The 12,706-nt window shown below is 50.5% G+C and carries 12 protein-coding genes; 3 read left to right on the top strand and 9 right to left on the bottom strand.

The genetic code is table 11. The features are described from left to right. Window positions 1-2: 2 nt before the first annotated feature. The 8 genes from FH749_02340 to FH749_02305 form a co-directional block, all read right to left on the bottom strand. Window positions 3-467, bottom strand: coding sequence for a hypothetical protein (locus FH749_02340; protein ID MTI94313.1), 465 nt, complete (start codon window positions 465-467; stop codon window positions 3-5). Continuing rightward, window positions 464-1,195: a response regulator transcription factor gene (locus FH749_02335; protein ID MTI94312.1), complete on the bottom strand. Its 732-nt coding sequence runs from the start codon at window positions 1,193-1,195 to the stop codon at window positions 464-466. Before FH749_02335 ends, FH749_02340 begins: the two co-directional genes overlap by 4 nt. Before the next feature lie 127 nt (window positions 1,196-1,322). Beyond that, entirely contained in the window at window positions 1,323-3,326 is a 2,004-nt protein-coding gene (locus FH749_02330; GenBank protein ID MTI94311.1) for a hypothetical protein, read from the bottom strand. An 89-nt stretch (window positions 3,327-3,415) separates the two neighbouring features. Further along, window positions 3,416-4,207: an HAD-IIA family hydrolase gene (locus tag FH749_02325; GenBank protein ID MTI94310.1), complete on the bottom strand. Its 792-nt coding sequence runs from the start codon at window positions 4,205-4,207 to the stop codon at window positions 3,416-3,418. A 1-nt stretch (window position 4,208) separates the two neighbouring features. Then, window positions 4,209-4,883 carry a copper homeostasis protein CutC gene (locus tag FH749_02320; GenBank protein ID MTI94309.1) on the bottom strand — a complete coding sequence of 225 codons (675 nt, stop codon included), beginning with the start codon at window positions 4,881-4,883 and terminating at the stop codon, window positions 4,209-4,211. Between the two features lie 66 nt (window positions 4,884-4,949). Beyond that, on the bottom strand, window positions 4,950-6,785 hold the full coding sequence (locus FH749_02315) for a DUF885 domain-containing protein (GenBank protein ID MTI94308.1): 1,836 nt from the start codon (window positions 6,783-6,785) through the stop codon (window positions 4,950-4,952). A 69-nt stretch (window positions 6,786-6,854) separates the two neighbouring features. Next, window positions 6,855-8,804: a DUF4910 domain-containing protein gene (locus FH749_02310; GenBank protein MTI94307.1), complete on the bottom strand. Its 1,950-nt coding sequence runs from the start codon at window positions 8,802-8,804 to the stop codon at window positions 6,855-6,857. Between the two features lie 101 nt (window positions 8,805-8,905). After that, the gene (locus FH749_02305; protein ID MTI94306.1) at window positions 8,906-9,805 is read right to left on the bottom strand and encodes a Gfo/Idh/MocA family oxidoreductase; all 900 of its coding nucleotides are present in this window, start codon (window positions 9,803-9,805) and stop codon (window positions 8,906-8,908) included. Between the two features lie 153 nt (window positions 9,806-9,958). Here FH749_02305 and FH749_02300 point away from each other — a divergent pair, with 153 nt between their 5' ends. Both FH749_02300 and FH749_02295 read left to right on the top strand, forming a co-directional pair. Then, window positions 9,959-10,426 (top strand): 4Fe-4S ferredoxin, encoded by a 468-nt coding sequence (locus FH749_02300; GenBank protein MTI94305.1) that lies wholly within the window; start codon window positions 9,959-9,961, stop codon window positions 10,424-10,426. Between the two features lie 13 nt (window positions 10,427-10,439). Next, window positions 10,440-11,219: a hypothetical protein gene (locus FH749_02295; protein MTI94304.1), complete on the top strand. Its 780-nt coding sequence runs from the start codon at window positions 10,440-10,442 to the stop codon at window positions 11,217-11,219. 45 nt (window positions 11,220-11,264) lie between these two features. Here the strand turns inward: FH749_02295 and FH749_02290 are convergent, their stop codons facing one another. Continuing rightward, window positions 11,265-11,966, bottom strand: coding sequence for an FMN-dependent NADH-azoreductase (locus FH749_02290; protein MTI94303.1), 702 nt, complete (start codon window positions 11,964-11,966; stop codon window positions 11,265-11,267). A 275-nt stretch (window positions 11,967-12,241) separates the two neighbouring features. Here FH749_02290 and FH749_02285 point away from each other — a divergent pair, with 275 nt between their 5' ends. Next, complete coding sequence (locus FH749_02285) at window positions 12,242-12,658, top strand: Hsp20/alpha crystallin family protein (GenBank protein ID MTI94302.1); 417 nt, start codon at window positions 12,242-12,244, stop codon at window positions 12,656-12,658. The last annotated feature ends 48 nt before the right edge of the window (window positions 12,659-12,706 follow it).

The following is a 12,706-nucleotide window of genomic DNA, read 5'->3' as shown; positions in this document are numbered from 1 at the left end:
GGTTATTCCCACTTGTCTTTATGATCAAACAAAGTTATCTTTTTCTTTTGGAGTATCAACGCAACTAGCGAGACAATAATTATCTGAGGTAAGAACCATAAGAAACGTGTAAAGATATTGTCAACCATGACAGTCAAAGGGTCAACTTGCAGTATTGAGCTAATAATGGTTATATTTAAGAACTCCGTAACTATGTATATTGACATAGACAATGCCACAGAAGTTAAACGCTCCCAAAAGCTTGCAACTTTAAAAAGACTTAACATCAGTACTAAAGCAAAGCCATAAATTATTACATTTAACAAATACACGTCTATTAGAGGACGAATAAGTACAAGACAAACCCCAACCAACACGCCAATTAGCAAAATTCTCTTAAGATCCACCTTGGCCCCTGACAGAACATACACCAACCAAGTGACTATCATTGCCTCTGGGACAGAAAAAAGAATCATTTGAAATATCATTGTCCCTCTCCTTCAAATTCAGTTTGATTGGTTTCCTTCACTCTACGCCGGAATTCTTGGTAATAAGTCTTGGTTAAATAAGCGATATAGTCGCTCCCGTGGAAGTGAACCACAAAGGACTTACGTGAACAAGTTTTTATAAAGCTCACCTTCTGCACATTGACCAGATAAGAACGACTTGTCCTGACAAAAATGTCTCTGTCCAACAAGGCCTCTAATTCCTTCAAGGTATAATTGGCTTCAAATATACGCTTATCGGTGTATATCTTGGATTTATCATCAAAGGCTTCCGCCATGTAAATCTCACTTTCTTTGACTAGCTTGGTTTTGTAGCCAGAACGAAATTGTATAACCTTTTCGTTAGAAAGATATCTATTCTTGAGGCGCTCAAGTGTTTTCTTCAACCGAGCAATATTTAGCGGTTTGGTTATATAATCTGCGGCGTAGAGCTGAATCGCGTCTCTGACATATTCTTCATGGGATGTAACAAAGATAATTTCTATGTTCGGATAGTCGGCACGCACAAGTTTTGCAGTCTCTATTCCCGACATTCCGGTCAAACCTATATCGAGGAATACAAGATTAATGTCTTCTTGCTTGAGTATCTCTAGCAGTTCTTCACCGCTGTCAATGCAATACTCAATATCGATGCCACCAAAGGAATGGATTATCTGTAGCAATTTAGTGCGAAAGTATTCGTTATCCTCGACTATTACTCCCCTAAGCATTTACATCACTCCAAGATTGATACTATTAGAACCACCCCAAAGACTGTCCACCTGTATATATTCAATACAAGCTTTGCGAACTCCTGCTGGGCATAAATAAACCCGGTCGGAATCCGACCGGGTTCGCTTATTTTACATGCTGATACAGGTCCGTGTCCACGGATTTCAACATTTCAGGCAATTTTTTGACATAGCCGATAAATACTTGTTTCTGGGCCCTGGTCACCACGGTGTAGACAACCTGCTCGCGGTTAGCCGCCTCCAGCTGCTCATAGTCGTTGAGCCCCAAGACCACAACATAATCAAATTCCAGCCCTTTAACCTGGTGGTAAGTGGTGACAGCCACTTTGGGCGAAAACTCCCAGTCCCTTCTCGAGGCAATATAGGAATCAATGCCCGCTTCAGATAAAGTCTTGTCAATCCAGTTGAGGTCAAAATTCCGATAGCTGAGCACGGCCAACGAAGCTTCCGGTTCGCGATCTTTTATTTCCTGGACAAAGGAAACTGCCTTTTTGAGGGCGTCGGTGCGGCTGCGGCCACAGCTGACCACGGGCTTGAGACCGCGGCGGCCAACGGTTGTGGATTTAACCTGATCGCCGGACGGGTGTAGCATATCGTTGGCGAATAAAATCGTCTCCAATGTCGAACGATGACACATAGTCAGCTCGTGAGTGCGGTCAATCTTGAGATCAAATTCCTGCCAGGAATCAACTCCATACTGATAGATTTTCTGGGTGACGTCGCCGACAATGGTCATGGAGTTCTTATGCAACTGATTGATTAGGGCCATTTGCACTGGCATGAAATCCTGGACTTCATCGACAACGATGTGGTCATAATAGCCAAAACAATTGGCGCCCACTTCTTCGGAAAGTCGGTAAACCATCCAGGCAAGGATGTAAAGATCCGAGGCCTCAATCCGGGCAGTCTTGACATACTTACCGCGACCAAAATCATCTCTTAGTTTAAGATGTTGGATAAAGGGCTGGTATACGTAGAGCTGGTTGAGGATCTTCAGGCCGTCGATGGCAAGCTCGTCCATCATCGGGTCAAAGTCCACCAAGTCCAGCAACCGACGCTTATTTTCGGTGTAGAACTTTTCCAATACCGGTAGCATCGCTGCCCTTGTCCTGGCGAACCGCAAGTCATGATCTTCTTTATAATTGATGCTGTCAATATTCGTTACATACCGGACAGTGTTGAACAGCCAATCATCCAAGCTGTGGACCTGAACGCCCGGGATGTTCAATTCCTCCAACATATTGGACAGGTATTGCTTAAGGGCGACATTAAAACAAAACACGGCAATATTGTCCTGGCGGAAATCATCGGGAAATTCGCTGGTCAGGTAAACAATCCGATGAAAGGCAATATTTGTCTTGCCGCTACCGGCCGCCCCTTTCACCAAGGTCACACCGCGGGCAGGGGCGCGCATCACCAGATCCTGCTCTTCCCGCATCTTGGCGATAATCTCGCCCAGAACATATTTTTTCTCGTCTGTTTCCGTTTGCGGCTGCTGGAATTGCAAGGAATCTTTATCGACGGTGATATCCTGGGCCTGTTCTTCGGCCACCAGTTCTTTATACTTTTCAGCGTCACAGATAAAAGACCCGTTTGTATCGTGATGGGTTAGCTCCATCAGTCGGGCATCCTTGATTACCAACTGTTGCTTCTCCCGAACTTGATGCCGGAAGCCATTGACTTCCGCGCTTTCACCAATCTCCCGGTAGCGGAGCGAGGCAATCGGGGCCGTATATTTTACGACATTCCTGTCCAGGTCGGTAAAATGCTTGGAGATGAAAAACCCCTCATCGGAAGTAACCTTAGCAAAGTAGGGATTTCCTGCGCCCTCCCTGGAGGCACGAATCTTCGTTTCAACCTCGGTCAAGCGTTGATTGAGGCTGCCCAGTTCCTGCAGCAGGCTGACCTTATCGCTGCCGGTGGCATATTTAAGGTCATCCCGAATTTTAGCAATCTGCTGGATAAGGTCGTCTCGGAGTTGGATATCTTCCTGACTTGCCGTCTGCACCCCCTGGGAAATATGTTTGAGGTCGGCAACAGCTTGTTGCCAATGCTGTAAATAATTGTTCATTCTGACTCTCCTCCCCTGAAGTGATGACGAAAATATCATAGCACAGTCCGATGACAGAACATGCACGGACCCTTAATAATTTCAAGATAAATGGCTATTTTTTCTGCCCCCAGGGAGGGCTGATGATACTATGACAATTCAGCCGCCAATTCGGCGATGGACGGAAAGACAAAGTCCGGTTGGTGAGGAGACCGAGATAAATCAGTAGCCGTAGCCTCGCCGCTCAGCACCAGTATCGAGGTAATTTCTGCCGCCTGGCCCATGGCAATATCTGTATATAGCCGGTCGCCGACAACCGCCACCTGCTCCCGGGGGCAAGTGACACGCGTAAGCACAATATCGACAATTTCCCGGTTTGGCTTACCAATCACCTTGGGTTTTTTGCCGGTCGCCGCCTCGATAAAAGCTATCATAGCGCCGGTATCGGGCATGTACTTGCCACCGGGCAAGGGGCAATTAAAGTCCGGATGGGTTGCTATATACGGGGTGCCGGCCCGCACCAAATCACAGGCGTCCCACAGTTTTTGGTATGTCAGAGTGGTGTCGAAACCAAGCACTACATAGTCCGGGGACTGATCTTTGGTCACCAGTTTGAACCCGCGTTTGCTAAACTCGTTGGCCAGTTGCGGGGTGCCCAGTAAATACACTTTTGCCCCTGGACACTGCTCGTCCAAATACAGGGCAGTTGCCTCCCCAGAGGTAACCACTTGGCGGGGTTCAGCGGGAACCCCCAGCTTGTTCAGCTTAGAAAGATACGCAGACCGGTCCCGGGAGGAATTATTGGTCAAGAAAATATAATTTGTTCCCCGCTCCCGCAGCGTTGTAATAAATTCTCTGGCGCCGGGAATTAATTCATCCCCGAGATAAATTGTCCCGTCCATATCCAATAAAAAACACTCGATAGCCTGTAGCTTAGTCATGCTACACACCCAAAACGGCCTTGATATGTCTAATTCGAGACTCACTAATTTCTCCGTTCATTCCGCCTTCCCGGACAGCGCTGCCCAGATGGTACCAGCTGGCGCCGACCTGGGCATGAACTGCTCCAAGGTTGCCGCCGGTTAGCCCGCCTCCCGGCATAATCTCTATTTTTCCGGCCGCGTCGGACATCGCCCGGATAGTTTCCAGATTGTCCAGGATGCTGCCGGTTCCCCCACCTGTAAGTATGGTGGTGATCTGAGAATAATTGGACAGGAGCGCAACGGCAGCCACCGGGTCCTCTACCTCATCAATCGCTTTGTGGAATGTTATGTCCAGGTTCTGGCAAGCAGCCAGTAAATATTCCAGAGAGCGGATGCAAATTTGCTTGTCCCAGGTCAATGTTCCCAAGACAACGCCGTTGGCGCCCATTTCCCGGGCGATGACGATATCTTCTTTCATTGCCGCCAACTCATAATTACTATATACAAAGGACCGGGAATGGGGCCGAATCATTACATTGACAGGAGTATCCACCAAGTTGACTACTTGTTTTATCATTCCATAGGACGGAGTCAACCCTCCTTCGGACCAAGCGGAAATGAGTTCGATGCGGTTGCCACCGGCGGCCTGAATTGCCAGCGCTGCTTCCGGACTGGTGGCGATTATTTCAATCATAATTATTCCTCCTCAATAAAGGTAGCTCTTTCAAAGATATCAAAAACCGGGCGCAGGGCCCGGTGTTCAGCTGGCGGGAAGCAGGGCAGCATCTTGTTCAATGCGTCTTTCTTCGATGTACCTCTCAACCTGCTCCTCCAGAACTGACAAAGGCATTGAGCCGTTTAACAGCACAGTGTTGTGAAACTCTCGGATGTCAAATGCGGAGCCAAGCTCGGTCTCCGCTAATTCTCTGAGCTCGCGGAACTTAAGCATTCCAATGTAATAGGCGAGCACCTGACCGGGGCGGGCAATATAACGGTCCACATCGTATTGCCTGCCGGTAAGCTCATATAGGTATTCAAAGGCCTGGCGACGGGTCCACTGTTTGTAGTGAATGCCGGTGTCGACCACCAACAGTGCTGCAGCAGTAAGCTGTCCTTCCAACCAGGCAAGCTTCGCCTCAAGATCCTCGTCCAGTCCTGCGTCCAAGAGTAGACCCTCGGCATACATCGCCCATCCCTCTTCGAAGGCAGTGAAGGAGAACAGATCGCGGAACAAGGGAATCTCGGCCTGTTCGCGCTGCAAGGCGATTTGCAAATGATGCCCAGGAACAGTCTCGTGATAGGCGAGGTTCTTCATTTGATAACGGAAATGGGGGCCATGCAAATTGACATTAAACACCCCCGGACGGCTGCCGTCCCGGGCGGGAATCACATAGTGGCTGGGGTAGGAAACCGACCGGTAATCAGGCATGGGACGGATTTCCACCGCGGTCTCGGGTAGTGTATCAAACAGTTCGGGAAGCAGCGCCTCGGTTTCGGCAAGAATCTCCCGATAGATTGCCAAAATCTCCTCTTGATCTTCCACGACCCCTGCCCAAGCCACCTCCTGTAAAGCGGCAGGAATATCTGCCGCCGGATAGCCCAGGCGCATCAACACTGCCCGTATCTCCCGCTGTATGCGCTCCACCTCCGCCTGCCCCAACTCAAATATCTCCTCTGGAGTTAGGTCGGTGGTGGTATAATAGCGCACCAACTCTTGGTAGTAACGATCGCCATCTGGCAGTTCCCAGACACCGTGGCTAACCCCCTGACCCCGAAAGGTTTGGATATAGGCGCCTAGCCGCTGAAAGGCGGGATAGACGCTTTGCTCAATCTCTGTCTCCAGGCGACGGTAAAGACCATCCCGCACAGAGACTGGAGCATCCTCCAGCCGTTGCATCTTTTCTGCAAAGTCGATGAACAAGGGATTATCCTCCGGTTCATGGGCAATGAAATCTGCAATTGCCGCCAAAACAGATTCGATTATATAGTCCGGTGGAATAATGCCCATGTCGGTCTGGATTTTTATGCCGGTGATGTATTGCTCCATGACTTGCGGAAAAGCTTCGATACGGCTGATATAATTCTCGGCATCGGTAACAGACTCAATTTGGTGAACGTTTTCCATAAATGTCGGGAAACTTGTATGCAATCCGCTGTGCTGATTGACCAGATAGCCGTGATACATGAATTCAGCATCGGTGGCCAATGAGGCTTCCATAATTGCCTTGTTCAGGCGCTGTTGCTCGCTGAGCGCTTGGTCAGCAAATCCAGCCAAGACTTGGGCGGCCGCCTGGTCAAAGGCCAGCTGCCATTGCATATAGCCGTAGGAATAATCGTTCAGCTCACCGTCGCGCCGCGGCAAATCTGCTGCGTCGCCCAACACAGACAGAAACTGCGGGTTGGTGCGCACAAGTTGGCGAAAATACTCATCGAAGAAATCATCGATATCGACAGCGGAAAATCCATACTCCAGGTCGGGAACCCGGTCCTCGACAAAGATATAATCAAAGCGGCCAAAGGAGCCGACATCGCTGCCGGAGCAGGCGAAGCTGAAAACAATCAGAAACACACAGAGTACAAGTGAAAGCTTACGCATCCAAAATCACCCCTTGCCGCTAATTATTCCCCGAACCGGCGCCGGTCACACCCGGAGATTTTTGCCGGGTCAGCGGATTCGCTTGACCAGCCCTAATTTTTCGACCACGCCGAGCCACTTCTGGACAAATTCGGGATGCCAGGCGCCGGTCTCCAACTCCACCAGTTCCAGAACCTGTTGTAGAGGTCTTTCCCCATCCAAGCGGTATTCAATAAATGTGTCGTAACCTGAGGGCACTTGCGCTTTCTTTGCAAACTGATTCCACGCGACTAGTTCCGCTGCCGGCAAATTCAAAAGTTCCAGATTGAAATTAAGCGGGCCGGTGTAAACCCGGGCATATACCCGGTCAGCCCAGTCAGCTGGCAGTGCTTCCCGACTTTCATCAACAACCGGGCTCACGGCCGCCCGTTCCTGACACCAGACTGCCAGAGCTTGTTTTTGGTTTTTCAGCTGCACTTTTGCCCAGTGAATTTTTGCTGGCAAGTTAGTAAATTCCCGGAGTTCGGCATACGCAGCCAAACTATCCAGCGCTTTTACTTCAACATCAGTGTAAAAATCCAAAACTTGCTGCCAGCGTCCGGCCAGGGCTGGTTTGGTCAGGGCCCATTCGATGATTTTGGCCACATGGCTGACCCGGGTCGGCAGGTCCCGAAGCAAGAACTCCAGCCACTGCTTTTCGCTGCCGGCAGCGAGGCCCCAGGCGTAAAGCGCCGTCACCCGGGCCACCAGGGCCAGCATCTTCGGGTCCAGATTCACTGGATGGTCCAGTGATGTGTGGTAGTTCTTATCCGGCCACTGGATCAGCATCGGACAGGGAATCCCCAGCGAAGGGTCCGAGATAATATAGTGGTCGCTGCCCCCGGAAAACCGGGTCTGACGATAATAACAGGTGCTGTAGCGGTCGGTGCCGCTGAAATTTGTGATATTCCTAGCAATATCGTCCAGAGCCATGTAGGCAAAGCGGTCAGCAAAGGTTGGCGTGGACAATGGAGGCTGCTCGACACAGAGGGGGCCGCCGCCCTGTTTCTGGTCTGCGCCCACCATGTCCAGGTTCAGAGCCGCCAGCGTCCGTTCACGATTGGCAGGATTTGTAAACCAGGCATAGGTGCCGGTCATTTCCGGCACCAGCAAAAACCGGATTCCCAGCTCCGGCTGGGGCAAATCACCCCTGTCCAGCATACGACGCAGAGTCCGCATAACTTCCATAAGCACCGCCGGCCCCGAGGCATTGTCTAAGGCGCCAGGGTAGGGATGGCAGAGATGGGCCACCAACAACACTTCTTTGTCCAGGCGTCCGGGGATAAAATATTCAACATTCTCAAACTCACCGTCCACCAACTCGGCCTCGACGCTGGCTTCCAGCATCACCGTTTCCCTGGTTGCCCGGGCCCGCAATTCTTCACCAACCCGGGGTGAAACAGCAAAACCAAAGACCGGCCGCTGGGGCCCAACCCACCAGAAAGAAGTATATTGAATAGCATCTGGCATGTCTGCCCGAGTGCGCAAAGGCGGGTAGTCATTGAGGTTGTCAAAGATGAGGCCAATCGCCCCTGCCTGTTCCACCGCCAACGGATATATGTTCATCGGCGCGCCCCGCACCAGTGCAATTTTCCCATTCAGGTCGAGGTCCTTGTAACTCGCCGGGTCTTCGGCATCGTTCACAACAACCATTTCTGCCCGCACCGGCGGTGTTGGCCCGGAACGCTGCACCAACGAAACTTCGCTCTCCTGGTAGCGAGCCAGGCGCCGCTGGCGTTCATCCTCCGAGAGCAGCCAGAGTTCACCGGAGTGGCAGCGCCACTCCTGGAAGGACTGTTGCGCGAGGATGCGCTCGCCCCGTCGGGCCGGATAAGTATGGATCTGGGCCTCTACTCCCTCGGCCTGGAGAACAGAGACAATTTCCTCTGCAGCCTGCCGATAGCCCGGAGAACCTTGAATTCGGTTATGCTGGGCAATTTTTTCTGCATAACGCCAAATCTGCCTGCCGGCTATCTCGGCGCTAAAATTTTCGCTGACCATAGACCACACTCCTAAGAAATATTTCGGATATCTAAAATATTCGACGACCACGTTTGTTTTCCTTTATGAATCAGCCACCGGTGAAACCCGGTGGCTGATGGTTACTCCAAACTATTGACTATCTGTTCGCAGATTTTGTGGGTGATTAGGGAGTCGCGGGCCGAGGGATTGGGAGTGTTTCCGGCTGCGACCGAGGCGAGGAAATGTTCCAAGATAGAGTTGAAACCCCGGCGGAAGAGGACCGGTGTCCAGTCCCCGAAGTTATGAACCTGCTCCTGATTGGCAGTATTATGGATAGTTTTAGTCAGTCCTTCGATCCGCCACTTATTACCGGGAGAGGTGACCTCAATGATTTCTTCGTTGACGCCGAAATCCCGGCCCATACTGGCTACACAGATAAAGCCGTCGCCGGAGAGCTTCGCCAACACGTGTTTGAGATTACCCTCCTCCACCCGGCCATCAAACGACCAGGTCTTCACCGGACCGGGACAGAGAAAGCGGACGGTGTCGAGAACGTGGACAAAATCGTCATATACGACATGGCGCACCGAGGCTGGATGATTGGGCCGGTTCTTTTGGATTATCACCGAAGTCCGGTTGTGAATCTTCTTCATATCGGCAACCATTGGCGCAAAGCGGCGGTTAAATCCCACCATCAAGATTTTTCCCCGCGCTTCTGCGAGCTCGACCAGTTCCTCACATTCCTGGTATGTATAGGCCAGAGGTTTGTCGACATAGACATGAACACCGTGTTCCAGCAGCGTGCGAACAATAGGGTAATGGGCTTCGGTGGCCGTGTGCACAAAGGCCGCTTCGATACCGGTGTCGAGCAAGGCATCAATATCCGCAACCTGATTGGCGATGCGATATTCACGGCCAATCCGCTCCCGTGTCTCTTGCTTGCGGGTGCATAACACCAGTTCAAGCCCGGGCATGCGGGTAATCACCGGCAGATACGCCTTTTGCGCGATATCCCCGAGGCCAATAATTCCACACTTCATCAGACGAATCTCCTCTCTAATATCTTTCTTTCAATTATACTAAACTTTTTGGGTAATATCAGTGCAAAAAAAAATTACTGTGATATCTGTCACTGAATCCCGACTATTTTACTTGGTATTATTGACTTAGAAAAAACTGAGGGGGAATTTTCAATGAGCAATTTTTCCGGTTGTCCCGGTTCGCAAGCAATGAATTTCGGAGATAAGCCCGGCAAAGGCGATGAAAGTGGTGTCCGTCCCAGCCAATTGCGGCAATGGCCGGTGCAGCTGCATCTGGTTTCGCCGGAAGCGCCATACTTCCAGGAGGCTGATGTCTTGCTGAGCGCCGACTGTGTGGCTTATGCCATGGGCGATTTCCACAAAGAACATCTCAAGGGCAAGAGCTTGGCAATTGCCTGCCCGAAACTGGATTCTAATCTGGATGTATATATCGAAAAAATCGCGGCCCTGATTGATAGCGCACAGATCAATACACTAACTGTCATGGTTATGCAGGTTCCCTGCTGTTCCGGTTTGGTCCAGATTGCCCAGCGGGCGCTGGAACAGGCAGAGCGGAAGGTGCCTGTAAAGGTAATGGTTGTTTCCCTGGAAGGGGAAATCCTAAAAGACCAGTGGCTCTAAGGAGGCGTGTGCTGTGGATAAACATTTGAACAGAGGCGTCAAGGCGGTAATCGATGATTATCCGGAAGTCGGGACAATTCTCGATGATTTTGGCGTCGGCTGCACCAATTGCGTAATTGGCACCTGCCTGCTTAGGGATGTAGTCGGCATCCACAACCTGGGCCCCAATACTGAGGCGGAACTGATGTATCAAATAGAAAAGGCCATTTATCCCGACCGTGATGTGCAAAAACCTGAGCTTTCCGGCGCGCCGGAAGATGAAAATCGGGAACTCACCTATTCACCGCCGGTGCAGATGTTGGTGGATGAGCATACTGTAATCAAGCGCTGGCTAGCCCTAATTCCTGCGGTAACTGATGCTCTAGAGACGCGGCCCGATGAAGCCTGGGGCTGGGTTGAGCAGGGAGTGGCCCTGATTCGCGAATACGCCGATCGATACCACCACGCAAAGGAAGAAGATATTCTCTTCGGCTATGCCGACCAAGATTCAGAGATCATCCAGGCGATGCATGAAGAGCATGAAATCGGCCGCGGCCATGTGCAGGAAGTACTGACGGCAATTGCCGACCGGGACGCCGCTAAGGCCACCACTCATCTTCTGGCCTACCGGGAACTGCTCAGCGAGCATATCCGCAAAGAAGACGAGATTCTCTACCCCTGGTTGGATCGTGGATTATCTGTCACCCAGGTGGGCGAGATGTACAGCAAATTCGGGGCCGTGGATAATGAAGCCACCACCGACCCCGAAAAACACATCGAATTTATCGAAAATCTCGAAGGCATTTTAGCCTAAACCATATACCCTCTTAGTGCGCCCGGCCAAACGGCCGGGTATTTTTTATCCGTGGATATGCTGTCCCGGACGCTCAACACTGCGCCCACCGGGGCGAACACTGCCTCCCCGCATCAGCATCTCTGCAGCCAGACGGCACTTCCCTTTGGCTTCTTCTAGATACTCATCAGCGCGTTCAGGGTGTTGGAACATCCCTTCAACAACAAGCGACTGAATTTCGGTTACACCCATAAACGCAAGAATTGACCGTAAATACCGGTCGCCCAGCTCAAACTCGCTCATCGGCCCCTCGCTGTAAATTCCGCCCCGGGCCTGGATATGGATTGCGTTTTTGCCCTGCAACAGCCCCCGTGGCCCCTCGGCCGTATACTCGAAGGTCTTGCCGGCGATGCAGACAGTGTCAATGTATGCCTTGAGCATCGGCGGAATCGAGAGATTCCACAGGGGTGAAACAAAGACATATTTATCTGCTTCGATGAACTGATCCACCAGCTCGTCAATTCGCTTTAACTTCTGCTGCCCTTGGGAATCTAAATCCCTGATAGAACAACCGCCGTGCAGGCGATCCCAACAGTCCAGAACATCTCGATCTAAGAGGGGAATATCATCGCTATATACATCGAGATTGCTGATTCTGTCGTCTTTAGATAATTGCCGGTATTCATCCATAAAGGCCTCAGCCAGCTTTAGGGAAAAGGATTTTTCCTTCGGTCGGGGGTTGGCAGTTATACACAGTACCTTGGACATTTACTCACTTCCTTTACGCTATTCTTTCCTTAGCTTTCACCCTGTTTTAAACGCTTATACACTCCGAGAAACTAATTGGGAAATTATGCATAATTACGTATGGAAGCGAAAATCATTGAAAAATAGCCCAAAACCTAGCATTTTAGTCGGATATTTACCTTTATTGACTTTGACCAATACTGACCTTAGGTTTATAATTTAGTTAAACAAACGACAACAGGCCAATTCACCGGCCTGATGTATATAGATATCTCACATTTAAGGAGGTGCAGCTTATGTTTGAACCAGTAGTTTATAATCGCAACCGCCTGTTTCCCCGTTCCTGGTTCCGCGATTTCCTAAACGATGATTTTTTCAGCAACCGTCTGGCATCAATTAAGGCTGACATCTTCGAGGAAGATGGGAATCTAGTCATCGAAGCAGAATTACCAGGCTTCGAAAAGGATGAAATCAAAGTTCAGGTCAATGACAATCAATTGACGATTTCGGCGGAACGCAACCAAGCCACTGAAGAAAATGCGGAGAATTATATCCGCCGGGAACGGAGCGTAAACCAGGTATGCAGAACATTCATCGTCGAGGATCTGGATGCGGAAAAAATTGCAGCCAAGTTTGAAAATGGTCTGCTGAGGCTCACGGTGCCAAAACCGGAACAAGCGCAACCAGAGTCCAAAGAAATTGAAATCAACTAACGCTTCCCCTCTCCCTTGCCCGCCCCATCTTTGGGGCGGGTTTTATTT

The sequence above is a fragment of the Bacillota bacterium genome, assembly GCA_009711825.1.
Taxonomy (GTDB): domain Bacteria; phylum Bacillota; class Proteinivoracia; order UBA4975; family VEMY01; genus VEMY01.
The sequence above is the reverse complement of the archived record's forward strand: the minus strand, read 5'-3'. Positions and strand labels throughout refer to the sequence as shown.

Coding starts and splice junctions, on each gene's coding strand:
- FH749_02315 (MTI94308.1), bottom strand. CDS start 6,785: ATGCGTAAGCTTTCACTTGTACTCTGTGTGTTTCTGATTGTTTTCAGC.
- FH749_02310 (MTI94307.1), bottom strand. CDS start 8,804: ATGGTCAGCGAAAATTTTAGCGCCGAGATAGCCGGCAGGCAGATTTGG.
- FH749_02340 (MTI94313.1), bottom strand. CDS start 467: ATGATATTTCAAATGATTCTTTTTTCTGTCCCAGAGGCAATGATAGTC.
- FH749_02335 (MTI94312.1), bottom strand. CDS start 1,195: ATGCTTAGGGGAGTAATAGTCGAGGATAACGAATACTTTCGCACTAAA.
- FH749_02285 (MTI94302.1), top strand. CDS start 12,242: ATGTTTGAACCAGTAGTTTATAATCGCAACCGCCTGTTTCCCCGTTCC.
- FH749_02305 (MTI94306.1), bottom strand. CDS start 9,805: ATGAAGTGTGGAATTATTGGCCTCGGGGATATCGCGCAAAAGGCGTAT.
- FH749_02330 (MTI94311.1), bottom strand. CDS start 3,326: ATGATATTTTCGTCATCACTTCAGGGGAGGAGAGTCAGAATGAACAAT.
- FH749_02300 (MTI94305.1), top strand. CDS start 9,959: ATGAGCAATTTTTCCGGTTGTCCCGGTTCGCAAGCAATGAATTTCGGA.
- FH749_02320 (MTI94309.1), bottom strand. CDS start 4,883: ATGATTGAAATAATCGCCACCAGTCCGGAAGCAGCGCTGGCAATTCAG.
- FH749_02325 (MTI94310.1), bottom strand. CDS start 4,207: ATGACTAAGCTACAGGCTATCGAGTGTTTTTTATTGGATATGGACGGG.
- FH749_02290 (MTI94303.1), bottom strand. CDS start 11,966: ATGTCCAAGGTACTGTGTATAACTGCCAACCCCCGACCGAAGGAAAAA.